Source organism: Citrobacter sp. 172116965, assembly GCF_013458095.1.
In the GTDB taxonomy this organism is placed as follows: domain Bacteria; phylum Pseudomonadota; class Gammaproteobacteria; order Enterobacterales; family Enterobacteriaceae; genus Citrobacter; species Citrobacter braakii.
The window spans coordinates 3,007,271-3,034,047 of sequence record NZ_CP046673.1 but is presented as its reverse complement, the minus strand read 5'-3'; the positions used below and the strand labels follow the sequence as shown (position 1 = coordinate 3,034,047).

The 26,777-nt window shown below is 44.4% G+C and carries 23 protein-coding genes and 4 pseudogenes; 15 read left to right on the top strand and 12 right to left on the bottom strand.

From position 1 onward, the window contains the following. Positions 1-524 precede the first annotated feature (524 nt). On the bottom strand, positions 525-1,331 hold the full coding sequence (locus tag GPJ68_RS14800; protein WP_048211281.1) for a helix-turn-helix domain-containing protein: 807 nt from the start codon (positions 1,329-1,331) through the stop codon (positions 525-527). Positions 1,332-1,407: 76 nt separating this feature from the next. Here GPJ68_RS14800 and GPJ68_RS14795 point away from each other — a divergent pair, with 76 nt between their 5' ends. The 3 genes from GPJ68_RS14795 to GPJ68_RS14785 are packed head-to-tail and all read left to right on the top strand — an operon-like array spanning position 1,408 to position 4,509. Next, on the top strand, positions 1,408-3,444 hold the full coding sequence (locus tag GPJ68_RS14795) for an FUSC family protein (protein ID WP_097734730.1): 2,037 nt from the start codon (positions 1,408-1,410) through the stop codon (positions 3,442-3,444). Continuing rightward, the gene (locus tag GPJ68_RS14790; RefSeq protein ID WP_048822680.1) at positions 3,434-3,649 is read left to right on the top strand and encodes a DUF1656 domain-containing protein; all 216 of its coding nucleotides are present in this window, start codon (positions 3,434-3,436) and stop codon (positions 3,647-3,649) included. Before GPJ68_RS14795 ends, GPJ68_RS14790 begins: the two co-directional genes overlap by 11 nt. Next, a complete protein-coding gene (locus tag GPJ68_RS14785; protein WP_061553925.1) occupies positions 3,646-4,509 on the top strand; it encodes an HlyD family secretion protein in 864 nt (287 codons plus the stop codon). Before GPJ68_RS14790 ends, GPJ68_RS14785 begins: the two co-directional genes overlap by 4 nt. 37 nt (positions 4,510-4,546) lie before the next feature. On the opposite strand, the gene GPJ68_RS25395 is transcribed toward GPJ68_RS14785, so the two are convergent. Beyond that, positions 4,547-4,777, bottom strand: coding sequence for a hypothetical protein (locus GPJ68_RS25395; protein WP_370461148.1), 231 nt, complete (start codon positions 4,775-4,777; stop codon positions 4,547-4,549). Continuing rightward, entirely contained in the window at positions 4,759-5,739 is a 981-nt protein-coding gene (locus GPJ68_RS14780; RefSeq protein WP_180836783.1) for an IS5-like element ISKpn26 family transposase, read from the bottom strand. Before GPJ68_RS14780 ends, GPJ68_RS25395 begins: the two co-directional genes overlap by 19 nt. Positions 5,740-5,821: 82 nt before the next feature. Between GPJ68_RS14780 and GPJ68_RS14775 the strand changes: the two genes are divergently transcribed. Beyond that, on the top strand, positions 5,822-6,220 hold the full coding sequence (locus tag GPJ68_RS14775) for a helix-turn-helix domain-containing protein (protein WP_112216915.1): 399 nt from the start codon (positions 5,822-5,824) through the stop codon (positions 6,218-6,220). Between the two features lie 522 nt (positions 6,221-6,742). Here the strand turns inward: GPJ68_RS14775 and GPJ68_RS14770 are convergent. Then, positions 6,743-7,670, bottom strand: a pseudogene (locus tag GPJ68_RS14770) (hypothetical protein). A 232-nt stretch (positions 7,671-7,902) separates the two neighbouring features. Next, on the bottom strand, positions 7,903-8,709 hold the full coding sequence (locus GPJ68_RS14765; protein ID WP_057630164.1) for an SDR family NAD(P)-dependent oxidoreductase: 807 nt from the start codon (positions 8,707-8,709) through the stop codon (positions 7,903-7,905). Positions 8,710-8,881: 172 nt separating this feature from the next. Between GPJ68_RS14765 and GPJ68_RS14760 the strand changes: the two genes are divergently transcribed. After that, a complete protein-coding gene (locus tag GPJ68_RS14760) occupies positions 8,882-10,069 on the top strand; it encodes an MFS transporter (RefSeq protein WP_099064592.1) in 1,188 nt (395 codons plus the stop codon). Here the strand turns inward: GPJ68_RS14760 and GPJ68_RS14755 are convergent. From GPJ68_RS14755 to GPJ68_RS14745, 3 genes are all read right to left on the bottom strand, one after another. Continuing rightward, on the bottom strand, positions 10,046-12,820 hold the full coding sequence (locus GPJ68_RS14755) for a winged helix-turn-helix domain-containing protein (RefSeq protein ID WP_115223392.1): 2,775 nt from the start codon (positions 12,818-12,820) through the stop codon (positions 10,046-10,048). The genes GPJ68_RS14760 and GPJ68_RS14755 overlap by 24 nt on opposite strands. Positions 12,821-13,284: 464 nt before the next feature. Continuing rightward, positions 13,285-14,142, bottom strand: coding sequence for a DMT family transporter (locus GPJ68_RS14750; RefSeq protein WP_115223391.1), 858 nt, complete (start codon positions 14,140-14,142; stop codon positions 13,285-13,287). Next, positions 14,142-15,026 carry a MurR/RpiR family transcriptional regulator gene (locus tag GPJ68_RS14745; protein WP_049133234.1) on the bottom strand — a complete coding sequence of 295 codons (885 nt, stop codon included), beginning with the start codon at positions 15,024-15,026 and terminating at the stop codon, positions 14,142-14,144. The genes GPJ68_RS14750 and GPJ68_RS14745 overlap by 1 nt, the downstream gene beginning before the upstream one ends. 76 nt (positions 15,027-15,102) lie before the next feature. Here GPJ68_RS14745 and GPJ68_RS14740 point away from each other — a divergent pair, with 76 nt between their 5' ends. Together GPJ68_RS14740 and GPJ68_RS14735 are read left to right on the top strand one after the other, a co-directional pair. After that, entirely contained in the window at positions 15,103-15,999 is an 897-nt protein-coding gene (locus tag GPJ68_RS14740; RefSeq protein WP_115223390.1) for an oxidoreductase, read from the top strand. Between the two features lie 11 nt (positions 16,000-16,010). Then, complete coding sequence (locus tag GPJ68_RS14735; protein WP_097734725.1) at positions 16,011-16,733, top strand: sulfite exporter TauE/SafE family protein; 723 nt, start codon at positions 16,011-16,013, stop codon at positions 16,731-16,733. A 149-nt stretch (positions 16,734-16,882) separates the two neighbouring features. Here the strand turns inward: GPJ68_RS14735 and GPJ68_RS14730 are convergent, their stop codons facing one another. Further along, positions 16,883-18,151, bottom strand: a complete 1,269-nt coding sequence (locus GPJ68_RS14730) for an integrase arm-type DNA-binding domain-containing protein (protein ID WP_049133227.1) — start codon at positions 18,149-18,151, stop codon at positions 16,883-16,885. A 567-nt stretch (positions 18,152-18,718) separates the two neighbouring features. Here GPJ68_RS14730 and GPJ68_RS14725 point away from each other — a divergent pair. From GPJ68_RS14725 to GPJ68_RS14700, 6 genes and pseudogenes are all read left to right on the top strand, one after another. Continuing rightward, the gene (locus GPJ68_RS14725; protein WP_041035857.1) at positions 18,719-19,582 is read left to right on the top strand and encodes a DUF6387 family protein; all 864 of its coding nucleotides are present in this window, start codon (positions 18,719-18,721) and stop codon (positions 19,580-19,582) included. Between the two features lie 185 nt (positions 19,583-19,767). Then, positions 19,768-19,983, top strand: coding sequence for an AlpA family transcriptional regulator (locus tag GPJ68_RS14720; RefSeq protein ID WP_000250489.1), 216 nt, complete (start codon positions 19,768-19,770; stop codon positions 19,981-19,983). Between the two features lie 29 nt (positions 19,984-20,012). Beyond that, a complete protein-coding gene (locus GPJ68_RS14715) occupies positions 20,013-20,324 on the top strand; it encodes a hypothetical protein (protein WP_001515481.1) in 312 nt (103 codons plus the stop codon). A 14-nt stretch (positions 20,325-20,338) separates the two neighbouring features. Further along, positions 20,339-20,724: pseudogene (locus tag GPJ68_RS25390) on the top strand (hypothetical protein). 16 nt (positions 20,725-20,740) lie between these two features. Next, complete coding sequence (locus GPJ68_RS14705) at positions 20,741-21,028, top strand: hypothetical protein (protein WP_045910841.1); 288 nt, start codon at positions 20,741-20,743, stop codon at positions 21,026-21,028. An 89-nt stretch (positions 21,029-21,117) separates the two neighbouring features. Beyond that, positions 21,118-21,411: a hypothetical protein gene (locus tag GPJ68_RS14700; protein ID WP_000034418.1), complete on the top strand. Its 294-nt coding sequence runs from the start codon at positions 21,118-21,120 to the stop codon at positions 21,409-21,411. Between the two features lie 675 nt (positions 21,412-22,086). On the opposite strand, the gene GPJ68_RS14695 is transcribed toward GPJ68_RS14700, so the two are convergent. The 3 genes and pseudogenes from GPJ68_RS14695 to GPJ68_RS14685 all read right to left on the bottom strand — a co-directional run bounded on the left by GPJ68_RS14695 (position 22,087) and on the right by GPJ68_RS14685 (position 24,139). Beyond that, positions 22,087-22,305, bottom strand: a complete 219-nt coding sequence (locus GPJ68_RS14695) for a hypothetical protein (RefSeq protein WP_255489294.1) — start codon at positions 22,303-22,305, stop codon at positions 22,087-22,089. 304 nt (positions 22,306-22,609) lie between these two features. Further along, a pseudogene (locus tag GPJ68_RS14690) lies at positions 22,610-23,400 on the bottom strand (hypothetical protein). Between the two features lie 19 nt (positions 23,401-23,419). After that, positions 23,420-24,139: pseudogene (locus GPJ68_RS14685) on the bottom strand (DNA-binding protein). Positions 24,140-25,366: 1,227 nt separating this feature from the next. Here GPJ68_RS14685 and GPJ68_RS14680 point away from each other — a divergent pair. Beyond that, positions 25,367-25,600 carry a hypothetical protein gene (locus tag GPJ68_RS14680; protein ID WP_047730330.1) on the top strand — a complete coding sequence of 78 codons (234 nt, stop codon included), beginning with the start codon at positions 25,367-25,369 and terminating at the stop codon, positions 25,598-25,600. Positions 25,601-26,204: 604 nt separating this feature from the next. Beyond that, positions 26,205-26,771 carry a hypothetical protein gene (locus GPJ68_RS14675; protein ID WP_058670891.1) on the top strand — a complete coding sequence of 189 codons (567 nt, stop codon included), beginning with the start codon at positions 26,205-26,207 and terminating at the stop codon, positions 26,769-26,771. Positions 26,772-26,777: the final 6 nt, after the last annotated feature.

The following is a 26,777-nucleotide window of genomic DNA, read 5'->3' as shown; positions in this document are numbered from 1 at the left end:
GCCGATAGCACCTTATTACTGATGGGAAGATCCTTAGTAAGGTTTTTTAGTGAATAAATAATACGTTATTAGTTGTATAAGGATGTGGAGAAGGATAGTTGTGCTGCTGTGTAGTTTTCAGCGTTTCGCTGCTGCAATGGTGTCATGGCTTAGCGTGATAATGAGGACAATAAAAAGATGCTGTTAAATACATTCATTGTGAATTTCAGTCAGGGGGCGTTACCACTCTGGCGGTAATGCGCTATGAAGCATCGCCATAGAAGTATTCTGTGTGGTCGAAACATATATGCTCAACTACTTACTTAACACAATGCTGAATTGATTGTGCTTCCCGATCATGTATAGACCGATCCAACAGATATAATACCGTCCTTTGATTCTTGTTATCGTTAAGGCGGCTGAGGCAATATAGTCCTGGCTGGAGGTTCCATGCGATAAAAATTCTGTAGTGTGATCCCCCGCACAGGGAGACGGATATGGCAGCTCTATGACTCACCTCTGGTTTCTTGGAAAACCTGATGTCGCTAAATATCGGTTAAGTGTGCGCTTGTTTTCCGTTCGGCAAAATAGTGTGCGGGTGTACTGCCCATGGTTTTTTTGAACATGGTGATAAACGCATTAACCGATTCATACCCCAGATTAGCTGCAACATTCTGAACCGAAACGCCGCTAGCCAGTTCCCGGAGAGCAATTATCAGTTGCAGTTGCTGACGCCAGCGTCCGAACGTCAACCCGGTTTCGCGCAGCATTAAACGCGCGAGAGAACGCTCGCTAAGCGCCAGTCTTTTTGCCCATGCTTTGAATGTGCTTCGGTCATCAGGTTGACTGACCAGAGCATCGGCCATGGCGCGGATTTTAGGATGCGACGACACAGGGAGGCTCAGTTTCTGCTGAGGCATGGTGGCTAATTCATCGAGTGTTACTCTGGTCAGTCTGGCGGGATGGCTTTCCGGTGGATATTCGACGCCCTCGCGGGTTAAACGGGCAACAAGTTCTTTAATCAGACTGGAAATTGCCAGAGTACAGCATCGCTCCGGCAGCGCGACAGCTCCAGGCTCGATAAAAAGATAGTTGAGATGCGCATTCCAGGTAGCTTTGGCGCTGTGCGGCACTCCCCCAGGGATCCAGACGGCACAATCAGGCGGCACGATCCAGATATCATTTTCGGCGCGACAAATGACCGCCCCATAGAGGGCAATAATCAATTGCCCTTTGCGGTGCGTATGCACAGGCACTTCGGCTGCGTAATCGACAAAATCCAAATGACGCGCGACTGCGGGGCAGGGGGTGGCATCCGGATCAAATAGCGTATTGGCGAGTGGGGGTAACATAGATTGGCAACATTTAGGTATTTTTTGACAGAATAGAGTATTTAAGTGGATATGCAAGCCGGTAATAATTTCCGGCATGAAAAAAATTAACGCGAGTTACTTTCATTTTTTACACACGATATGCCAACGTCTTCGCGGTATGGCTTCTCCTTCACTACTGAATGATGCGAACGCTCTGCTCTATTCCGCGAAGAGTTTTGCCGCAGCGATGCTCGCATACTACATTGCACTGTCAATTGGCCTGGAGCGGCCTTCCTGGGCAATTATCACCGTGTATATTGTTTCCCAAACCTCCGTCGGAGCGTCGCTGAGCAGAAGTCTGTATCGTCTGGTGGGAACGGTAGTCGGAGCGGGCATAACGGTATTAATTGTACCTGCTTTTGTGAATATGCCTTTATTTTTCAGTGTGATACTGACGGGGTGGATCACCTTCTGCCTCTATTTATCCTTGCTGGAACGCACGCCCCGCGCCTATGGTTTTGTCCTGGCTGGTTACACTGCGAGTCTGATTGGCTTCCCTGCGGTATCCGATCCTGGTGCGATTTTTAACATCGCTATTGTTCGGGTACAGGAAATCATGATCGGTATCTTCTGCGCGGCACTTATTCATCGCTATGTATTGCCCGCGCGCATAACGGGCCAGTTCAACAGTAAATTGTCGCAGACGCTGCTCTCGGCGCGACAGCGTGTCGCAGATACTTTAGCAGGCAAACCCGACGCTGTTTCCGGGCCGCTGCATATGGCACTGGCATTACAGTTCCTGCAGGGTATCAGCCATCATATCCCTTATGATTTTGCGTACTCTGTACCGGTCCGGCAAGCGAGAAAAAGGCTTCATGATCGGCTTGCGCGATTAGTCATTGTTAACTGTGAGTTACGCGACCGTTTAGCTCTGATAGCGACGATACCTGTAGATGTGCAAATTCTGCTGGGTGATGTTGAGGTCTGGCTGGCCTGCAAAGATGAAGGAAAATTCAAAAGCGAGGGTGAAGCGCTCAAAAAAAGGAGTGAAAAATTACTACAGCGCTATTCAGTGTATGAGCTGACGTTTGAAGAAGCGCTGCGTGTAAGTTTTATGCGCTACCTGTTAGAGGCCATTGTCCTTGTGCAGCAGTGCTATCGTCTTTCGGATGCCATTCATCACGCGAAACAGACGCCTGCGCACTCGGAAAAGAATACCGTGAAAGGATATGTATTCCACCGCGATCCTCTTACTGCTGCCCGCACCGCACTGGGCGCTTTCGCCATCATTATGAGCGGCTGTCTGGTGTGGATTTTCTCGGCATGGCCTGATGGTGGTACGGCGGTTTCTATCCTTGGCGTTTGTTGCACATTGTTTGGCAGCTTCGATACGCCTGCCCCGCATATTGTTAAGTACATTATCGGCTCCTTCTGGGGCGTTGTGATAAGCCTGATCTACAGCTTCGTTCTACTACCACAAGTCAGTGATTTTATCGTGCTGGTAACGGTTTTAGCTCCGGTATATCTGCTGGCCGGATCGCTCCAGGCCAGACCGCCTACCACGTTTATGGCTATGGGGATCACACTGACGCTGCCTATTTTGTGCGAGCTGGGTGCCCACTACAGCGGGGATTTTGCCGTGGCGGTGAATACCTCTATCGCACTATTTTCTGCTACTGGTTTTGCAGTGCTCGGCATGAGCCTACTGCAAACTGTGCAGGCTGATTCGGCGATAAAACGGCTGCTTCAATTATGCCAGCGAGATATTAACCGCAGCGTGGAAGGTAAGCTGAATACAGACGAAACCCTCTGGACCAACCTTATGATCGATCGGGCAGCGTTGATACTGCCGCGATTGCAGCGCAGTGGACAGTCACCGGAACGGGCACATCATTTGTTGTACGCCATGCGTATAGGGCTGTGTGTTATGCGATTACGCCGATGTGATGCGCATGCGAACAAAGAAATAAAAGAAGTGCTCACTCTTCTTACACACTCGACAGATATTGACACCTTACTTCAACGGATCGCCAGTCTGACTGAGCGCAGCTTGAGCGTAACAGATGAACTATCGCGGCATTATGTTGATCAACTGGTTGATCTTTACTGCGCATTAAGCGTTCAGAAAATGGAGCCTGCTAATGATCAATGATTTCAATATTGAGGGCGTTTTTGTACCCGGTCTGCTGGTAATTGCCCTCGTTGCACTGACCTGTACACTATTTCTCGTACATCTTTTCTCTTTCAGCAAGGGTTACCGCCGCTTGCCCTTTAGACCGATGATCGATTTTTCCGTCTTCATTATTACTTTTTACCTGCTGTTGCAGGGGCTGACCGAACTGGGATTTTTTAAATGAAATCGTTACTTTCTCTACTGGGCCGCTACGTGCTGACGTTCAGCGCTGTGGCGGTGGCTACGCTTTTGGCTTTTATTCTCTGGAAACATTATGCGCAAACCCCCTGGACCCGCGATGGTCGGGTTCGTGCGGATGTGGTACAGATTGCGCCGAATGTCTCCGGACCGTTGCTGAATGTGTCCGTCCGCGATAATCAGTGGGTTAATCGGGGCGATGTGCTCTATTCCATCGACCCGCACTGGTTGAGGTTGGCAGTGGACAGCGCACAGGCAGATGTTGAGGCGAAACGTCATGAAATGCTGATGCGCCAGGATGCGGCGAGGCGACGCTCTCAGATTAAAGGGGTGATTTCCAGCGAGGATTTACAACAAACAGCCAGCGCAGCCAGCGTCGCTGCGGCTAATTACCACGGTGCACTGGCTGCGCTGGACCTTGCAGAGCTTAACTTATCGCATGCTATTGTTCGGTCTCCGGTTACGGGCTATGTCACACATTTGCGGCTTCGCCCTGGTGACTATGCCACAGCGGGAGAAACTAAAGTTTCCATCATTGATGCCAATAGTTTTTGGGTGGTTGGCTATTTTGAAGAGACTAAGTTGCAACATATCCGCACGGGAAATACTGCACACATTACGCTGATGGGATTTAAGCCAGTGATCACGGGTCATGTTGAGAGTATCGGACGCGGAATAGATGATAACAATGACGAGACCGGGGGGCTTGGCCTGCCTAATGTCGAGCCAACCTTTAGCTGGGTGCGGCTCGCGCAGCGTATCCCGGTTCGGATTCATATTGACAGATTGCCGGAGGGAGTTGAATTGGTGGCTGGATTGTCTGCGAGTATATCCATCACACCATAATAAAAAGTATGGTTTCTATTGAGGATTTATGCAGAACTTAGGGATTGTCAGCTCTTGATCTATATGCCTGATGAAAATTTATTTCTGGTAGAGTAATTCTAGGGAAGGTGCGAATAAGCAGGTCATTTCTTCCCAAGCTGACTCGCTGATTAAAATTTCGCGGATCTGGGCCGATTTTTTTCCCGCAAACACATCGAATCAGCCTATTTAGGCTATTTTTTCCACCATTTCTGGCGTTATTTCCGGTTTTTACTGAGATCTCTCCCACTGACGTATCATTTGGTCCACCCGAAACAGGTTGGCCAGGGTGAATAACATCGCCAGTTGGTTATCGTTTTTCAGCAGCCCCTTGTATCTGGCTTTCACGAAGCCGAACTGCCGCTTGATGATGCGAAACGGGTGCTCCACCCTGGCACGGATGCTGGCTTTCATGTATTCGATGTTGATGGCCGTTTTGTTCTTGCGCGGATGCTGCTTCAAGGTTTTTACCCTGCCGGGACGCTCGGCGATCAGCCAGTCCACATCCACCTCGGCCAGCTCCTCGCGCTGTGGCGCTCCTTGGTAGCCGGCATCGGCTGAGACAAATTGCTCCTCTCCATGAAGCAGATTACCCAGCTGATTGAGGTCATGCTCGTTGGCCGCGGTGGTGACTAGGCTGTGGGTCAGGCCACTCTTGGCATCGACACCAATGTGGGCCTTCATGCCAAAGTGCCACTGATTGCCTTTCTTGGTCTGATGCATCTCCGGATCGCGTTGCTGCTCTTTGTTCCTGGTAGAGCTGGGTGCCTCAATGATGGTGGCATCCACCAAAGTGCCTTGGGTCATCATGACGCCTGCTTCGGCCAGCCAGCGACTGATGGTCTTGAACAATTGACGGGCCAGTTGATGCTGCTCGAGCAGGTGGCGGAAATTCATGATGGTGGTGCGATCCGGCAGGGCGCTATCCAGGGATAATCGGGCAAACAGGCGCATGGAGGCGATTTCGTACAGGGCATCTTCCATGGCACCGTCGCTCAGGTTGTACCAATGCTGCATGCAGTGAATACGCAGCATGGTCTCCAGCGGATAGGGCCGTCGGCCATTGCCCGCCTTGGGATAAAACGGCTCGATGACAGCGGTCATATTCTGCCATGGCAGAATCTGCTCCATGCGGGAGAGGAAAATCTCTTTTCGGGTCTGACGGCGCTTAGTGCTGAATTCACTATCGGCGAAGGTGAGTTGATGGCTCATGATGTCCCTCTGGGATGCGCTCCGGATGAATATGATGATCTCATATCAGGAACTTGTTCGCACCTTCCCTAAGGTTTCGGTTATGAAAAACAGAAAAGATTTTGTAAATGACTTAATTATCTGGATAAACAAAAATATAGAGATGCCACTAAAAATTGATGATGTGGCTATCAGGTCCGGATATTCAAAATGGCATTTGCAGAGACTGTTTTTTTCTGAAACAGGGCAGAGCCTGGGGGGTTTTATCAGAGAGAAAAAATTATGTCTTATTTTAGAGGCTGTTATCACAACAAATGAACCTTTGATAAACATCGCGATGCGATTTGGCTTTGACTCTCAGCAATCATTAACCAGGGCATTTCGGAAAAGGTATAATGTTCCACCGCACCGGTGTAGAAAAAATGCCGTAAATATTAAAAGTAAGTCTTCTAGGGAGCAAGGTGATTACTCGTATCATAAGGATGAGTTTTTAAATCTTTAGTAATTATCTGGGTTATGGACGGGTTCATCTAATAATCATGGCCTTAGTACCTCAGTTATAGATTTGTTGAACGAAATGAAATCACTCATTTATTTCATTGTAAATGAATCTAAGTCTTTCTGTGCAATGTATGTTTTCGTTTTTTTGCATGTGTAATGTATTGGTGAGTAAATTTTGGATGCATTAATTGGAATATAATTACGAACCCATGTGTGTATTTAATGGCTGGATAAATTAAGGTTAATCTATTTTGCGCATTTTGGATTCGATCGAACCTATGCAGGTCGGCTAAATCCTCCTTGAATAAGGAGTGGCTTTTATGTATGTGTGGGGTTGTGAGCATTTAAGTACTGTTTTGTTTTTACATTTCTAATGCTTGGTAATTGATGATATGTATTTATACCCGTAATGCAGAAATATAATATCCCTTGAGGTGACAAGGAAAAAAGAGTCAAAAAAACTAATTATGTCCGTATTACTGATTTTAGAGCCCTTAATACGGACATTTGGGTTTGGTAAAATTCACTTGCGTCCATCCGACATTGATGTGGGGGAACCGCGTACGAGTGCAGTTTTTAACGTATCACCACTGAGTCTGTCGGTAATGCCTTCGTCAGATGCCCATTGTTCGAAAATAGATAGTAGTTTGTACGGTTTACTAATTAATGGACGGATGACTTCATTGTTTTTACAGGCCAGCCAGAAAAAACGAGATAGTGGTGTTGATATTCGCGTTGCAGATAATGGGGGCACTCTGCTATTGGTTATGATGTCAATGACTTTATCAAGTTCAGCATGTCGAATAACAAACCAGGCATCCCGAGGTAAAATATGAGCCGGGAAATACTCTTTCCTCAGGTAGTTATTTATCTTCTTTGAGAATATCTCTTCATGTACATCTGGTGAGATGTTTTTAGGGAGTTGCATAATTTTTTGTATTATTCTTTCTTCCCATGTCATTTTATCGAATAGTTGAAATGGTTCTCCTTGTAAGCTAACTGTTATGCCATGATTAAAATCAATAGCTCCTGTTACAGGTAATGGTATTTTAAGAGATTGGGCAAGTAATTTTTGTACTAGAACATATTCATATCCAATCAATAGAGTGTCAATAACTCTCTCTGTGGGAATGATATATTTGCCAGTAGTGCTAACAATAAAATTATGTCCTTCAATAAACGCTTTTTTGTCAAGAAGGCATAAACGATTTATTGATGACATATCAGATGGTCTGAACCTTACTTTGTAGCCCGACATCTGTATTTTTCGTAATGTAATTGGCGACTGAAAGTAAATAGAGAGATGAATGCTGCCATGTAATGCATGCCTGTAAATGTCACTTTTTTTTAATTTTCAGTCCTTTTTTATTTATCACTTCGACTGCTTCACGGATAGTCAGCCAGTCAGGCGAACTATAGTTTGTATTTGATAGTGTTTGTTTTTTTGACATAGTGGTTTGCCTCTATTTCTATTTTTTAAAAAAACCATGAATTTTCCAGTGAAATAAATTTCATGGTGCGGGATCTATTGCGTTATAATATTTGGATTATATTAACGCGGGGGCTTCTTAGCGTTTCAGTCCCCCATGTCCGGCCTCATATTTCGCAGTGATTGAAAAGAAGAACAAATATCAGGTTAAACTAATTCAATCCTCAAACATTATTTAAGTTGAATGGAAGACATTACATAAATCTGTCTGCTCCGCCTGATGCTTCAATTGTCTGTCCAGTAACAAACTGATTCCTCCCAGAAAGTAGGAACGCAGCAATTGCAGCAATATCTTCAGGAAGTCCAAAGCGGCCCACAGGCGTTTTCTCTTTACCCAGTAATGCCATTACCTCTTCGTCTGTTCTGTCAACCAGTTCAGGACGACGATTGCGAACATTCGGTAGCATGTTCTGCGCCCAGTTATCCGTCGCGACAGCACCCACTCCGATCGCATTGACCAGAATGCCATCCGGAGCCACGCTAAGTGCTAAACTACGGGTCAGGTTGTTGATAGCGGCGCTCAGTGCGTGTGAGACGGTAAGTTGCGGATTAGGGTAGATACCGCCAATGGATGAGATATTGACAATACGCCCCCAGTTTCGTCTCTGCATCCCGGGGATGATTACCTTACAAAAACGTCGCATGGCGGATAATTTGGTCTCAGTCATTATCTGCCAGTCTTCTTCCGAAGTGGTTAACAGCGTGCCCGCATGGGCTCTTCCGGCATTGTTAACCAGTAAATCAATACGCTGAAAAACCTTTTCCGCTTGTTCAACCACTAAAGAAGGTAGTTTGGGATCAGTCACATCCCCGGCAACAGGCAGCACCGAAACACCGTATTTCTCTGAAATTTTTTTCGCAGCCAGAATCAGCTCAGGTTCTCGTCTGGCCACCATGACTAAATGCACACCATTCATGGCCAGTTCTTCACAAATGCTGAAACCAATTCCGGTTCGGGCTCCGGTTACCAGAGCCACTTTTCCAGTCAGTTTTAAATCCATTTGCTGCTCCTCAAGTTAAGCACAGTTAATAACATGAGCAGTATTAGTAACAAATCTCTTTTTCAGGAGCTTGTGCATCAGAATTCAGACGTCTGAAAAAAGCGGTCAAAGAGTTGGGATTTCCGTCTGCTTATACTCCAGACGATATTGAGTTTAGAGCCAGGAGTGGTCAATGCGAACGGACAATCATGAGCTTTCTTCTGCCAGGATTCTTATGCTGGCGATTATTTGCTGTATTGTTGTAGCTAATATTTATTTTAATCAATCTGTCCTGAATTTAATTGCCGGATCCTTTCCCAATGAATGGGGGGCTGTTTCTTTGATCCCCATGGGCACCCAGTTAGGCTATGCGGTGGGCTTATTCTTTCTGATCCCACTGGGCGATTATATTGAACGTCAGCGGCTTATCCTGCGTCAAGCGCAGGTGCTTTTCCTGGCACTGATCGGCATGATGTTATCGCCAACGGCGACAGTGTTGGTGTTCTTCTCCTTCCTTACCGGGATGGCTGCAACAGTAGCCCAACAGATAGTGCCGCTTGCCGCCTCGCTCTCCAGAACTTCTGCACGAGGTAAAACCGTGGGTACGGTGATGAGCGGTGTCCTGGCAGGTATCCTTGCTGGCCGGGCTATCGGAGGCCTTATTGGTCAGTATTTCGGCTGGCGCGGTGTCTTTTTGTCCGGCGCGATCATGACATTGCTGGCTATATTTTTCATCTTGCGCATTTTGCCTGCTCAGTCGTTGCCAACGCCAAAGTTTAACTATCTGGCGGTATTACGTTCATTAGGACAGCTGTGGAAAAGCGAGCCGCAGGTGCGTGGTGCAACTCTTACACAAGCAATGCTGTTTGCCTCCTTCAGCGTGCTGTGGACCGTGCTCCCTTTCTGGTTAGCTCATCGCTACGATTACGGTGCAGGGATAACCGGCACCCTGGCTGCTTTGGGGTTAATCGGTATTCTGTGTGCGCCTCTGGCGGGAAGTTTCAGCGATCGTCAGGGACCATTCCGAATGGTTGTTTTTGGTGTGATACTCATGCTGCTAGCCTGGACTGTTTTTTGGAGATGGAACAGTATTGTGGGTATGGTGGTGGGCATTCTACTACTGGATGCGGGTGAGCAATGTGTACTGATAGCTAATCAGCACACGATTTATTCTTTGCGTCCGGATGCCAGAAACCGTCTTAATACATTATTTATGTGCGTTATGTTTATTGGCGGAGCATGTGGCTCACTGACTGCCACCTGGTTATGGGAGACAACTCATAGCTGGGCGCTGATTTCTTCAGCAGGGGGCGGACTCGTGATCATGGGGATGTTGATAGCCGTAAGACGTAAATATTCAGGCCCCTATTCGGGCACATAACGCAATAGCACTTCTTACATCCGTCGCATTGTCTGAGTCATCAACATCATTTAAAGCGTCCTGTATCAATTGTTTAGCAGCCCATTTTTCCCCGGCTTCAGCCTGCAATGTCGCCAATGAATAAGCAATACGGAGGGCCCAGCCATAAGCCTGTTGCTGGCGCGCTTTGTCCAGGGCCTGCTCCAACAGCAGGCGTTGCTTCTGAGGAGGTAATTGAGTGGCAGAAAGACGCATCAGCTCAGGCGTGCACCAGTTTTCATGATCCTGGCGGGTGGCTCTCAGTGATACCCCGGTATCAATTTCTGACAACAAGGGGGAATATTGCCAGTCTAATCCCATCGCCCGCAACGAGCTAAATAGTGTGGTTTGACTAACATCGATATGACTGAACTGTTTAGCCCAAACAAGAAACAGCTCGCCGTATGTCTTCCAGAAATATAAATCATGCCTTTTTGCCAGATGAATAAGCCAGTTTGCGGCCTTTATAACCCAACGCGGATTACGATCCAGTGCTGCTGTCATACAAGCGCCTTCAGCCAGTGCACAGCAAAGAGAACAGACATGCTGCAAACGAGCGGCTTTTTTAACACCGCGCCATGCCATCTGTTTCGCGGCCTTATACTCACCCTGTAACCAGAGTAAACGAGACAGAAAGGCCTGACCGGCGCTCTCTTGATCAAGACCAAAACGGAAAGAGTGGCTTAATTCACCATGTTCATACCAATCAAGAGATTGTTGGAGATAATCACGCCCGACATCATGACGGCCCAAAAAATGCAGGGATACACCGAGAATACGCAGCCCGGTTGCCATCGCCTCCTCGTCGGTAATGGACCGTGCTAGCTCGCACATAGATTGCGCATGCTCAAGCGCTTTATCCAACTCGCCAGTACGCAGATAATACAACCATAATCCGTAATGTGCCTGTAAACGTATTTCTTTGTCGTCGAGCTTTTCTGCAATTGTCAGCGCGGTTTTCCAGGCTGAATGTGTTTCAGGCGTAGGGCCTTTTGCCCAGGTTGACGCCTTACCTGCTACAGCGCTGAGATTCATTCTCTGGCGTAGCGTTAATACTACCTGCGAAGTATTTTCATAAAGCAGAGGATAAATATGGCGCTGACATTCATCGTATAGTGAATATTCAATCCAAAAAGGGGTCATAGCTTGTAAGATCTCAAGCCCTTTAGAGGGATCAGCTCCCTCAATCAACGTTTGCTGTAATACACTCCGCAAATCATTAAGTATATGGCTATAACGTTCACGCCATTGTCCTGTTGGCAGCATAAACCAATCATCTTGTGCCTCTTTTACCAGAACTTTATAATAGTCGGCAAAACGGGCCTCAAGAACAGTATATTCACCCTGTTGCCTGAGTTTATCGCATGCGAACTGGCGCATGGTTTCCAGCAGGCGGAAACGGGTCTCTGGTACCTGAGTACTGACCTGAATCAGGGATAAAGACAGCAATCTTTGCAGATCGTCAACAACCTGCCAGCGATGCTTGTCTTTAATCAGCAGAAGGTCGCTTACTGATTTCACACTGAACATATCGGTATAGATCCCCAGAGAGCAAAATAATCGTTGTTCACGTGTGTTGAGCAACTGATAAGTCCACTCCAGCGCGGTCAGTATTTTCTGATGTCTGGGCTCCAGAGATCTGTGCGTATTGCTCAATAGCTGGAAACGGTCTTCCAGTCGGCTATAGATCTCTTTGACACTCATGACTGGCAGACGGGAGGCCGCAAGTTCAATCGCCAGCGGCAGACCGTCAAGATGACGGCATAACTCGCCAATCAAAGACAGTTCGCTGGCTGATGGATGGTAATTATGTCGATTGGCCTGCCCGCGTTCGATAAAGAGGCGGACACTGGAAAAAGTTAGTAACTCGTGGGTATCAGCCTCTTCGCTCTCAGGAACTTGTAATGGTGGTAGTAGATATTGTTGCTCGCCGGCAACCTGCAACGCTACCTGGCTGGTCAACAACAGTTTGATATGGGGAGCCAGGTGCAGGAGCAACGTAATCACTGGTTCAAGTTCATTAATTACATGTTCACAGTTATCAATCAGCAGTAAACATCGACGCCGTGCAAGCTGTTGCCGTAAATCGGCATCATTATGAATGGCAGCTAATGGAAGATGGAGCGCTTGTGAAATAACGGATAGCAAGCTGGATGCTTCGGTGATATGAGCCAGTTCAGCCACACATATTCCATCAGGAAAATGCGTGTGTGTAAGACTGACGACTTCCCATGCCAGACGAGTCTTACCCACGCCCCCTGAGCCTGTAATCGTCACCAGACGGTATTGATCCAATAAGGCGCATAATTCCTGCACAGCTTTATCACGCCCCAGAATCGACGCTAGAAAAGGGGTAATAGCGGGCTCAGGTATTTTTGATTTAGAGAGCGGTTCAGTTGGCGAATTGTTGATATTAAAGCGATAACCACAACCAAATTCAGTAACCAGTAGATGGCGGTCATGTCCCAGTATGCGGCGTATAGCTGAAATTTGTGCCTGAAGATTATTTTCTTCGACGATTTCATTTCCCCACACTTGCGTAAGTAAAGATTCTTTATTTACCGCTTTACCTCTGGCACTCACCAGAACAACCAGAACATCAAAAGCTCTGGCAGAAATTCTTACTGGCTTACCCCGATGTAACAGAATCCTTAGCTGTGGCCAGATTTGCCAGTCAGCAAAGTGAATCTCATCAATTGATATCATAGTGTTGAGATCTTCTGTTTTGAGCATCACGAACTCTCGCTATGGAGTAAGCCATTTCTAACGAAAGCGGTTATCAGAATCAGGCTACATGTTGAATGTGTTGCACCGGAGTATCACTATTCAATACCACTTTTACCGTTAATGATTATAAAGCCAATAGTGCTATGTGGCATAGCTTTGCGATCAAACTGGTGATGAAAACTGAACTATCTATGCCAGCCATATCCCATCAGGCATGGCTGGAAAAGCACTCACATGGATAATCATTCGACTAGGGATTAACCTTCAAATAACAGCGTGTGTCCGAACATTTAAATAATGGTGGTACGGGATGCCAATACCAGAACTGATGGCGGTTTATACAGTCTTATCTCAATGGCGCTAACAGCCACAGACAGAGGAAGCGGACTTGATACCTGTACCATAAACAGAGTATATCGACGAACGATCCACGCTGACAATGAGACGACGATTGGCATCCAACGAAGCGATCAAAGGCTAATTATTGCGATGCCGGTCAGCACCACCACTGCACCAGCAATCCGGCGTGCCAGATGATTTTCACGAAACAGCCAGTACGAAAGAAGAGAGCCGACAATAATGGATGTTTCCCTGAGAGGAGCGACGAGTGCCAGTGGCATGCTCTGCATGGCTGTCAGTACAAGGATGTAGGCAAGGGGAGAGCATACAGCAATGATAAGGATTGGGATGATATCCACACGTACAGCAGTTGGAATGCGATTTCGTCGCCGCATCGCACCAGGGGTAAGAATCAGACTCTGTAGCAGGAGTGTGCTGGCGTAGTAGCTCACTGGATCCAGGTGCAGAGAGATTACCGAATAACCGTCCCAGAGTGTATAGCCAGCGATGGCGGTGCCTGTCGCTGCCCCCCAAAGCATTCCCTGTAGCGGCCGGCTTCCGCTCCTGAACGGATTGCCGGTGACAACGAAAATACCAGCGATAACGATAAAGGCGCCGAGTAAAGCGCCTGGTGAAATCCGTTCTCCCATGAGAAGGGTTGCAAACAGTATCGTCAGAACTGGTCCACTTCCTCGGGCAATCGGATAAACAACACCCAGTTCGGCGCGCTCGTAGCCAGCCTGCAAGATTAGAGAATAAGCGATATGAAGTGCAGACGAGATAACTGCGCCGACAGCGAGTCTCCAGTCGAGCTCCTGTTGTCCCTCAACTATCAGAATGAGGCTGAACGGGACCCACAGCAATGCTGAGGCACAGCTGTACGCCCAGACGAACACAAGAGTGTCTTCCCTCTTGTATTTTGAGGCTATATTCCATACAGCATGGGCTATCGCAGCAGTAAGAATCATTGCTACCGTGCTGAACTGCATCAGGACATATCGGGCAAATCAATACCCGCCCGTTCAGCCCGGCGACTTTGTTCTTTATCCCGCAGAGTGAGAGCAGCGACCAGCGTATCAATAACGACGAGCTGGGCCAGTCGACTCCCGGCAGCGGCCATCTGTGCCGGGAGTGGCATTCCGCCAACAACGAGCGAAACGTTGGCGAGTGTCGCCAGTGGGGTATCGTACTGGTTAGTTATTGCAATAAGCGATGCTCCTGCCGAGGATGCTGCATCAGCGATGGAGAGTGTGGATGATGTGCGCCCTGTTGAACTGACGACGATGATGACGTCGCCTGGACCGAGTAGACGAGCAGCAATCATCGCTGATAAATAATCCTGGATACTGACGGTTATCACACCCGCCGTCCGCAAACGAAAGACCGCATCAGCGGCAACCGTCGCAGAGGGACCAGCACCAAATGCAAATACCTGGCGTGCGCTCTGGATTAAATCGACCGCCTCATCAAGGGCGGAGATTTCGATAGCACCGCTGAGCGCAGTCAGTGCGTCTACACCAGCACGAATTGATGTTTCCAGCACTGATGCCAGCGTCGCATCCGCTGTAAGAACTTCAGGCGGGGCAAAGAATTGGGCAGTGCCACGAGCCCGGGCAATCTCTATCTTAAGTTCAGTGAACCCGGTGAACCCGATCGCTCGTGCAGCGCGTATTACTGTCGGCGGTGATACACCAGCACGGGTGGCAACCTGTGCTGCCGTGCTTGTACCGACAAATAAAGGATCGACAAGCAGGAGGTCGACAACTTTAGCCTCACTTGCAGCGAGGTCGCCGCTTCGGGCGTGAATGCTGCCAAGCCATTGCTGTAACCGCTGCTCACCTTCTGAAATTCTATTACCAATTTCTTTATTCATATGTAATATATTACATGTCCTTTGGGAAGGGCACAACCACTACGTAATTAGATTCTGTTGCAAGGAGTCCGCATTCATGAACACTGAAATCAATACAGTTGTTGCTGTTTTAGGTCCAGGTGCCATCGGCACAACAGTCGCGGCGGCGTTACACGAAGTCGACCGCACACCATTGCTGTGTGGACGTACTCCCCGCGCTCACCTGACCTTGCAAGATGGCGACCGCTTTATCACCGTACCCGGTCCGGTACAGACGAATCCGGCACAAATCACTCGCACGGTTGATCTTATCTTTCTGGCAGTCAAGTCCACACAAATCGACGCGGCAGCAGAATGGCTCAGGGCGTTGACTGGCCCGGAGACGGTTGTATGCGTGCTCCAGAACGGGGTCGAACAGTTGGACAGGCTCGCTACGTACTCTCTGCCCGGACAGAGCGTTCCCGCTGTCGTGTGGTTCCCTGCGCAAGCGCAGTCCGATGGCTCGGTACGCTTGCGTGGTGAGGCGCGCCTCAGCGTGCCAGACGCACCAGCTTCCCGTGTAGTGGCCGCAGCGCTGCAAGGCACGTGGTGCTCCGTAGATCTGGCCGCGAATTTCAGCTCCCTGGCCTGGCGCAAGCTGATGCAGAATGCGGTGGCTGGACTCATGGCACTCACGCACCGCCGCTCAGGCATGTTTGGCCGTGCTGATATCGCCAGGCTTACGCTGGCTTATCTGCAGGAATGCCTGGCCGTGGCACGTGCAGAGGGCGCTGAACTCGGAGACGAAGTGCCGCAGGAGATCCTCGATAAGTTCCGGGCGGCTCCTGCAGACATGAGCACCTCCATCCTCACGGATCGAGAAGCTGGCCGACCGCTTGAATGGGATATCCGCAACGGCGTCATTGCGCGTCGCGGCCGGGTTCACAGCATTCCAACGCCTATCAGCGACATCCTGGTGCCGCTTCTTGCGGCTGCGAGCGATGGCCCTGGTTGATCCTAAAGCCGATGATTGCACTCTTACTTCTCTTCTTCGTCGCTCTCGGTGCCGGAGTACTCAGCGGTGTCGTCGGCACTGGCTCGTCGTTAATCATGCTGCCCGTCCTCGTCGCCACGTACGGGCCACGGATTGCTGTGCCTGTTATGGCGATCGCCTCCCTTTTCGGCAACATCGGACGGGTGATTGTCTGGTGGCATGAGATTCGTTGGCGACCGGTGTTTGCCTATTCGTTGGCGGGAGTTCCTGCGGCTGTTCTCGGGGCGCACACGTTACTTACGATTTCTCCTGGCACAGTGGAGGTATTCCTGGCAGCTTTCTTCCTTGCGATGATCCCGCTGCGCCGTCTCATCAGACGATCGAACCTCCACTTGAATCTCTGGCACATGAGTTTTGCCGGGGCGATTGTCGGGTTTCTGACAGGATTCGTGCTGTCCACCGGGCCGCTCAGCGTGCCGGTATTTACCGGGTACGGAATGAGTGGAGGCGTATTTTTGGGATCAGAGGCGGCAAGCGCAATCCTGCTCTACGCTGGCAAGCTAGCTACGTTCGGTATATCGGGCGCACTCGCGCAGCCTGTCCTCACATATGGACTTGCCATCGGCATCGCATTGTTCGTCGGTTCGATGATTGCGAAACGTCTCGTCCAGAAACTCCAGACGCATACGTTCGAGCTTCTCATTGATGCCGTTCTCGTCGCTGGGGCAGTAGGGATGATCCTTGCTCTCAAATGAAATGGCACGCCAGGGCTGACGGCGCAAGCGTGTTGTTATTGTGTAACAGCTTTCTACAGGCAGCGACGGGTCGGGGTGGAGGGGTTGGCAAGCCATCAGAAATGAATAAAGCCGTACCAGGGTATGCTGGTACAGCTTTTTGTTATTGTTCATGCAGCTTCGTTGTTTTTATTCCGCCCTGTGTTAAAAGGTGGTACGTATGCGACCCGGCATGTATCGATATAATCTGACCACCACTGCATCATCGCCTTGCGGGCTTCCAGATGCTCAGCCTTATGAATGTAAGCCAGACGCACGGTGTTGCGCTCCTGGTGACTCATCTGGCGTTCCACTGCATCCTGCGACCATAAGCCAGACTCCATCAGGGCACTGCATGCCATTGCCCGAAAGCCATGTCCGCAGATGTCCTGTTTCGTGTCGAATCCCATAAGGCGCAGTGCTTTATTAACCGCGTTTTCGCACATCGGCCTGTACGGGTTATGGTCGCCGGGGAAGACCAGTTCGTAAGCCCCGGATATTTCCTTAATCCGTTTCAGAATAGCTATAGCCTGCTGTGAGAGGGGCACGATATGAGCAGTGCGCATTTTGGCACCGCGCCCTGAATAACGCACACCCACAATGGCTTCGCGTGTGGCGGGTATCGTCCAAATTCTGTTTATGAAATCAATTTCTGACCAGCGTGCAAAGCGCAGCTCACTGGAGCGAATGAACAGATGCAGCGTCAGCAGGACAGCAAGCCGGGTCAGTTCACGGCCCTGATGATATGCTTCAATGTGTTCAATCAGTTCAGGCAGCCGCTCCAGCGGCAGGGCGGGATAGTGGTGTCTCATGGGGGGAGCCGTCACGCCATCAAGATTTGCTGCCGGGTTGGTGTCGATAAATCCCTGATGGACCGCATGGCGCATGATGTTACTGAGGTGCTGCCGCGTGCGGGACGCGACTTCCAGCAGGCCCTTTTCCTCAATGCCTTTCAGCAGGTCAATGAAATGATGGGGTTTAAGCTCCGTGACGGACAGATGACCAATTACAGGAAAGATATGGTTGTTCATGCTGGCAAGTAGACGGCCAGCGGTGTTCTGCGACCACTTTTTATTGTTTTTATGCCATGCCAGCGCCACTGTTTTAAACACCTTCTCTGGTGTGCAGGCTCTGCGTTCAGCAGCCCTCTGCTGTGCCGGGTTGATGTTCAGCGCCAGCATCTTACGGATACCTTCGCGCTGCTGGCGGGCATCAGACAGGGAGACGGCAGGATAGGCACCCAGTGCAATGCGGGATTCTTTGCCGTTTATACGATATTTTAGATACCAGTGACGTGAGCCGCCTGGTTTGATAAGAAGGTACAGACCGTGAGAATCAGAAACTTTGAAGGGTTTTGCGGATGGTTTTAAGGTGCGGATTTTTGAGTCGTTAAGGGGCATTTGGGGGTCACTCCGTCATCGAACTAACCTGACCCCAGATTTGACCACCAATTTTTCCCGATGCGGAGGGTAAAATCAAAATGCACCGGGAAGAGTTTTCACGCTAACCTCTTGAATCAATATCAGATAAGGATTCGCAAAGATGCATGCAAACAGGAAATTGGCTCCTCTGACTGGACTCGAACTTCATCTGTGTCTCCTGTTGTGTTACTGATTTTGTTAAGTTTAACTATATTTTTACCAACATATTTACCATCATTATTGTTTTCTTATCAATAAAATGTCAATTAAAAACAATTGGTTGTTGTCATAACCATCTAACTATACGAATCTTATTTAACTTTATCTATCAACATGATGTTGTCGTTATTTTTGTTAAAGTAATTGATATAAAACAATTAGTTAATTTTTAGTAAAGAAACGGATGTTTAGTCAAGATTAAAGCACTTACATCCAAGATCACTTATCTGCTCTCACACCATTTTGAAAACCCGCCCCTCTTTTCCACTTTCTCTATCATGATGAATGGGTTAACTTTTATGAAACTTAAAAGCAATCGGTAGAATAATGACTACACAAAAGGAAATGGAAGAAATCAGGACTGCATTATCTTGGTTTGATGTACGCCGATACGATGGCCTGAAAGACCTGACCCTAGAACAAATCTATGCAGAGCTTGAAAGACGGATGTTGGCTTACAAAACAAGGCAACAATGGGAAACAGCAGGCAAAGATAATCAAATGCAAGCTATATACCATGATGCCAAAATCCGATGTGGTGATGTGATACTTCAATCGGACTGGATTTCAGGCAATCACAGACTGTCACATAGCTATGCTGTAAGACCAATGAGCAGAGTTCAATTGTTCAACTATGGGCGGGCTATGTATCGGCTGGAGAATTCTGAGCAAACAGACCCTGTTGCTGTGAGTTCTGACTACATCTCTGAGTATCTGAAACAAGGTGGCATGAATCCTGCCAACAAAATACTGGTTGAAATTGACTTGGAAGAAGCCAGCAGCGACGATCTCGCAGAACACCTGAAAGTACTGATTGCTCTATGGCAAAAGCACCTAAAAACGCCTAAGCCACCTAAACGAATGTTTCGGTTTGGTCATAAGACCTTTGAAAGAATACTTGATTACAAAGTCATCCCTTTGATGGATTTGATCTCATGGGAACAGCTCTACAACGAAGGTAAGAACATACCTTTCAACATCTTAGCTGACATTCTACATGGTACTGGTGGGATTCGGAGCCGTGATAACATCAAAGATACTGATTATGACTACGCGAAAAGTTATCTCGAAAAGGATGAGTACTTCAAGGTTTTAAATGATTTCTATATTAAAAACAATATGTTAAAGGACTGGAAGATCACTGACGTGATAACATTTAACGATAAAGCCACGGATAAAAACAAAAAGTAAACACAAGGGATGTTCACAACCTGCGAACATCCCTAAAAAGCGTATCCCTCCAAAAATTTCCGCGAAACTCACGGTTGGTGAACATCCCTAGTTTAGAACTAGCCAAAATCCTAGAATTATCTCCATCGAACAACATACTAAAAAACGAAATATCCAAGATATTACGTAAAAAAAAAGGAGATAATATGGTTCAAAACAAAACAGATAAACATCCGAAACTGATTCGTTTACCAGAAGTAAAAAGAAGAACAGGGTTTGGTAAAACGTGGATATATACCTTAATAAGAGCGGGTAAATTTCCTAAGCAAGTAAAAACCGGATTGCGCTCTATAGCATTTATTGAAAGTGAGATTGATGAATGGATTTACAAAATCATTTCTGATTCTCGCAATCATATCTAAAAAAGTTTATTAAATAATGAGAGGTTAAGATGAAAAGTAAAAACGTACTGCCTTGTGTGGTGACTGTTACGAATGATGAGACAGAAGTATTTATGGAAATGGCAATAAATAACTTTAGAAAACATCTTCAGGTCATGATTGATTGTATGGGAAATGATTATGAGCGTCATTTTAAAGACCGGCTTTATATTGAAGAAGTGATTGGAAAAGTGATCGAACGAACAAAACAAGAGTTTGCTGAATCAATGAAAGATAATAAAGGGAAAGAATATTATCTGTTCTTGGATGAGGTGAGAAGGAATCTGAGAGTTATTTACTCTGCGTATCGTACTAACTATTAATGAGAGAGGAAAATATGAACGAAAAATGTTTAGGCTGGAATGAAATACCCGTTAAAATATCCGCAAGTAATGCTGAGACAGCAAACTTTGCTACTGATGTTGTAAATACCTATAACGAGTTAATACATTACTTATACTTTAATCTAAGGATGATGCATTTCTGAAAAAAATGAAGGATGGATTTTACAGGGAGATATTCATAATGGATATTATTAATCTCACGCTACAGGAATGGTTTGAAAGTGCTGAAGAGATAAAGATTAAATACATATCAGTTCCAGAGGTTAAAACTATACTAAGTAGTTATCATGAGTTTTTGATTAAATGCTTTAATGGTGATGATTATGTTCTTTATTACAAAAGAATAGAAATCAGCGCAAATAAACAGTCTGTAATATAAATCAAAAGGTAGAGACATGAGTGAAAAACTGATAAAAGAATCTCAAAAAGTATTTATGCATATGGCAGGTTTGTTTTATGAAATGAAAATAAATACGCTTAAGGAAGTCCGACCCGATGAAGCAGAGATGTTAATGGAGGATGATGCATTCATGGATAGTATTTATAAGGATTGTATCAAAAATGCAAGCGCATCTTTTAAAAAGGTAGTCAGATGGGAGTACTTTGAACAAGGGCATTCAGTAAAAATGGTTGATAAGGAGGTGGTGTTGATAACATTACGTGTTAATCACAAACGAAGATAAAAAGGTTATTTAATAAATCATTTTTAGCCTCATTCATGGGGCGAAAAAATAAAAAGAAAACAAATATCATTTAATAGTGAGGCGTAACCATGAGTAAAATTTTTGAAATTAAAAGTGTATCTACAGAAACGTTTTATAATATTGCAGAGCGTTCGTTTGAGGCTAGTTGGAAGGTTATGCAGGATATGGCCTCTGATAATGTCTCATACTTGGTATATGATGCGGATTTTATGTGTGTTTTCATCGGCAATGTTATTGAGCATATCAGTAAAAATTTTTACATCATTATCCAATGTGAATGTCTGGAAGGAAAGCTTGAAGAAGTAAACTTTGAAGAGGTAGCGGAACGTCTGGTCCGGCATTCATGGGAGTTTTGTAAATAATATCAAAATAAAAATAGATTAAGAAATCATGGGCAGAGTTGTTATCTACTCACTGATTTAGATTATGTGGCCCCGTAATGGGGCTGTACATCGATTACAAGAGGAATATGATATGAATGATGTGGTATTATACGAAAAAAATGAATCAATGTTTTTGCCATTTGCACGGTCTTATCATTATATTGCGATTTCATATACGAAATAGCATCTGGATTTCATAATGAAGCGGTAATGATCATTGAAAATGAAAAGTGTGTGGGACAGGCACTTAAAATACAAATAAACAATCTATTCGATGATTTCGATTACTACAAAAAAGTGAATGGAACAGAAAAGAAAAACGGGAAGATATAGATGAAAAAGAACTTTTAACAAAGTAATGGCAGCACATAACCAAGGAGTAAAAGCGCTAATCATGAAGAATCTTGAGGCCAATCTTCGAGAGAAAGAGGAAGGTTCTGAATATTGGAAGTTAAAAATATTTAATAGGTTTAATGGGATATAGAAGTCAATGTAGGCTTCTATATATTCAGATAAAGAAAGTAGTCATGATCTTTATCTCATCGGAGAAAGTGTTTTTCATGGCTGGATATTTAAAAAATTATTTTATTTTGTTTCTCATTATTTTTTCGACTTCTTTTTTTTGTGATGTAGATAAATTCCTTTTAATCTCTTTCATTTTTTTTTAAAATTAAGATTATCTCTTTCATCATGCAAGGACTTCATTTTATTATATGCTTCCTCACTGAAAGGATTAAAATCATCATCTGTTTTTTCATCTGAGCAAGGAAAAAGGAAACTTCTGTTAAGATAATCGCGCCTAAGCTCATCGTAAACTTTACCACCATCAATAATTGTTTCATTTTCCTGTGCTTTTTTTATATAGTCTTTCATGTTATATTCTCTAATTTTAGTTAATCGGGTATATATTATATATTAATATATAAGGGATAAGTGTCAAATTTAATGGAGAGGCATGGATTTAATTATCTATTTTTCTTGTCATGTCTCTATAATTTAGCCTTGCTGAATAACCTCGTTCAATAAACTGTGTTTTATCGTAGCTATAAAGATAATCTGCATCGATTCTTCCACAAGACTTACAAAAAGAGTATTCCCATCTCAAGTTGCATTTCTTAGAAACAGAAAACCTCTCTGTCATTTCTCTACCACATGAACATTGCATATCATACCTCTCTTATTTGTTTTTATAGCTTTCAAAAATTAGTGTTCCAGAAAGATCATAAAGTTCAACCTTGCCGACTTTACCTTCATCATTTTTAATGGACATTCGTATTATTCTGGAGTCATGATATTTTTCTAACAAATCAGGTTTATTGGCTAGGTATTTTGCTATTACAGAACGGCTCTTTATATAGTCAAAGCTTGAACATATTGTTCTTTTGAACTCTAAATCAGTTAGGCCGCTTTCCATGATCTTTTTTGTAATGAGTGATTTCAATGGACGCTCAAATTCCTCACGCTCTTTACGCCTTTGTTCCTCTTCTTGTTTACGTCTCAGTTGGTTGAGGAAGTAAAGTTTATCTCTTTCTAATTGTAGTTGGCTTTCTTTATCTTGAATGATGTTCTTGACTACTGATGATGGAATGACTTGAATATTGTTAGGCCAATATCGTACGGATTATGCTTCTGAATATTTTCAACTGTTAAACGTATTCTATCTACATCGATATTTTTATCAAAAGAGACGATTCTTTTATTACCATCTTTTGAAATTATTTTTGCTGTGTTCTCAAGTTTCTCATTACCTTGTAAGTCAAATGAATTCACAACAGTATTATGTTCTTCATGATAAAAGGACTGTTTTTTACTATCAATATAACATTCAAGAAAAGAATAGAGTTTGAACTCTTCAATGCCAAATGTTTCCTCAAGCATCGTCATATGTTCTGCTAAGACATTCAGAATGTCGTTTTTTGATAGTTTTTCATGAAGTTTTATTTCAAGTGAACCGGGTAGTTTTTTCATTTTCATTCCTTGTTATTATTTAGGAAACAGCTTTTAAGTGGTTAGTGATATTAACTAAATCTTGTCTATTTGCTTCATTTTCTTTTGTTCGTTTATATACCTTGCGGGGTTTATCTATCTTGATACTGTTTTTAGCATTAGGAACTGCATTGTTCTTTTTCTTCTTGCTAAAAATAAAAGCATCTGTATAAACATTTTGATTTACTGTTTCGAGGGCTAATCCTCGTCTTTCCTGTTGAGAAAGATTTTGATAACCATCAGGGTATTGTTCAATCTCAGCCTGAACATTTCTTGCATTGCAAATGCTCTTTACGCTTTTCATCAAGTTGATGACTCATACCTTGGCAAAGATGGAGTTGATATAAGGATGTCCATGATGATCAACGAGAATGCCTTTCTGTTTTAGTTTTTTGAATATGTTGACATATTACTAGATGCGATTTCAACGCTTTACAGAGTGATGCCTGAGAGGTTAATAAGGTTTCCAAACTCCATATTCAAGATAAGTTAATACACGGAATTCATTCTTAGATATGTCCAGATCAGAAAAAACACGAAAGTTTGAAGTAAAAGCAAAAACATAAGGCTGTGCAAATGAGATCGCTTTATCTTCTTCTGTTGCAATAACGGTGGTTGATTTTATATCTTTGTTTTGTAGCAAGTGTCTTGCGATATCAATCTTTTGCTCTGTGGTTAATGTTTCAAATAAGCGAAGTAGTTCAGTGTCATTAGTATTCATATTATTCTCTCTTATAGTTCTTATTATGCCTATTTAATACTATGCAGAAAAATGAAAGTCAATAGTTAAACTATAAATAAAATAGAACTTTTATTATTATGATGTTGCCATATGTTAAAAAAACTATGTTTAAACATAGATTCCGCTATGTTTAAACATAGGAGGGTTCTATGTTTAAACATAGGTGTCTGCTATGTTTAAACATAGGAAAAAAAGGTGTGAAGCCCCGATTTTATTGGGCTGGGAGAGTGCTTATAATTAAATAATTAGTAAGAAGTTAAGAGAGTCCAGTTTTCCTTTTATCTTATGTGCAGAGCGTTTTACGTAAAAACATATGGTTTTCTTGGGGTGTATTTTCAGCGAAGTGATTGTTTTTTACAATCACGAAGCGCTGCTTTCTGTTGCTAAATTGATAATCATAGTTTTGTTGTAAAGAATGGAATTTACTTTTAACTGTATTAGCGGCTACTGCCGCAATTCTTTATGGATAAATCTATCATTAACAGGGATGAACCCTGTTTCAGCAATGTGATTGTTTCTGACAATCACTCAGTGCTGCTATTGAGGATATAGTTTTACTATGTGTTTAAGAGCAAATGCTATAGCCTCGATGGATTTATCATTAATATAGAAAAAGGGCGAAGCCATGAGAGGAGGCTCATAATAAAAGATCTGTTTTCAATATGATGTCTTAATTAAGTTTAAGGTAAAGCTAGTATATAAAATGTCTTAAAAATGAAATCGTACATGAAGTGGTAAAATTAATTGTACTAATCTTACATTAGCGGCTACTGCCGCAATTCTTTATGGATAAATCCATCGTTAACAGGGGTGAACCCTGTTTCAGCAGTGTGATTGTCTTGAGCAATCACTAAGTGCTGCTTCTATGAATATAGTTTTCCTATGCGTTTAAGAGCAAATACTATATCTTTTAGTGCTAATGCTGTTATGAAATATAGGATCGAAAATATTTAATCATGAATAAAAGAATAGATGTTGATCCTTTTGGCTTTACCCTAAAACATAGCAAGGACCATTGTTAAATCGTTAAATATATTTTACAGTGTTAGGGCGTAGCCGTGCGTCAGCACATGAGCTTTAGCTCATAAGAGAAATATCTTTTCAAAAGAATAAGAAAAAACAGGTAAAACGTTTATTAAATGAGTTAAATTTGATTTTTACCGATTCGATATGGTATTAAATAATAAAAAAGAAGGGAAATAAAGAATGAACAACATTAAGATTATTACGCTCTTTCATACAAATAAAAAAATACCATTTATGACTTGTATTGTTGAAGATGTTGAAGAGAATGAACAAGGAATAAAACTAACTTTGCAAAATGGTGATAATATCCATGTCAAAGATTATGACTATTTCTTCTTATCAGAATCAGCACATGAGTGTGATCAGGAACGAATGATTAATACATACAGAAGATTGATTTCTGAACTCAGCTAAGTTAGCGAAGAAACAATAGAGTCCTTAGTTCCGAAGATATCGAATAATATGAAAACCAATTTCCCGGCAAGTGGTGTGAGTGCTTTGGAAGATGATTGAAAAGTCTGAATGGTAGCTACCATTCCGTATGAAACAGTATATTAAAACATGCGTTGCATACAGGTTTTTACAACACCATATCTGAAGATAGCTACATTACCTGAGATCTAACAATCCCTGTCTGCGTAATGGTCGACAGGGTATTATCTGTTCCGACCTATACCTTTCTATCTCCATCCATGTGCAAACAGCTACTGACATGGCTCTTCGTGTACATTACACCTCTTATTGATCGACATAAAAGATCAATAAGCTGCATTTGATAGATTTTAACTATCAAATTAGCGTCAATTGATCGGCGTTTTAATTGTTTATATCGATCGATTATAGATATATGATAGTTTTTATCTATCAAATGATTTGAATTCGATCGATACAAACGATATGACGAACAGAAAAATAAATTGAATCCTATCAATTGATTAATGCTTTTTTACAGCCCAGAGAGACCAACCTATGGGTAGGGCTGTCTTTGACATAAAGTTTCCACACATTGGGGATAGATATGAAATTACGGATAGTGATGCCTCTACTGCTGTCTGCTGCCGCACTGACAGGATGCCAGCAGCTCAACGATGGTGTGAATACAGTTAATGGAGCAATCAGTTCTTCGTTGTCTTCAGTAGGTAAAGCGCTGGGGGGCACCGCCACCACTCAAAGCCTTGGCCCGGTATCGTCTGTATCTGGCCTTGGTGCTGTCTGCAAAGACTATGAAGAAAACGCAATGGCGGCAGAGAAACAGTGGACTGGCAAAAGGATCTCTATCACCAATGCCACTGTTCTGGAAGTTACAAAGGGCAGAAGTGCCAGCGATATGATGATGGGAATGCCTAAGTCAGCCCCTAACTATTACCTTTTATTTAAAACCTCTGATACCAGCTACTGCGGCGGGATGGTCTGGCTGGATTACTACTCTGGTATTGATGATGCCGTTCTTACTTACAAGAAAGGCCAGAAAGTCAGCGTTACCGGAACGATAAACAATTTCGAAGTCCGTGGGTTCGCTACCGTCAACAACGCCGATATGCCAGTTCGTCTTGTTGTTCTGAGAAACGGCACAATCAACCATTAACTCTGG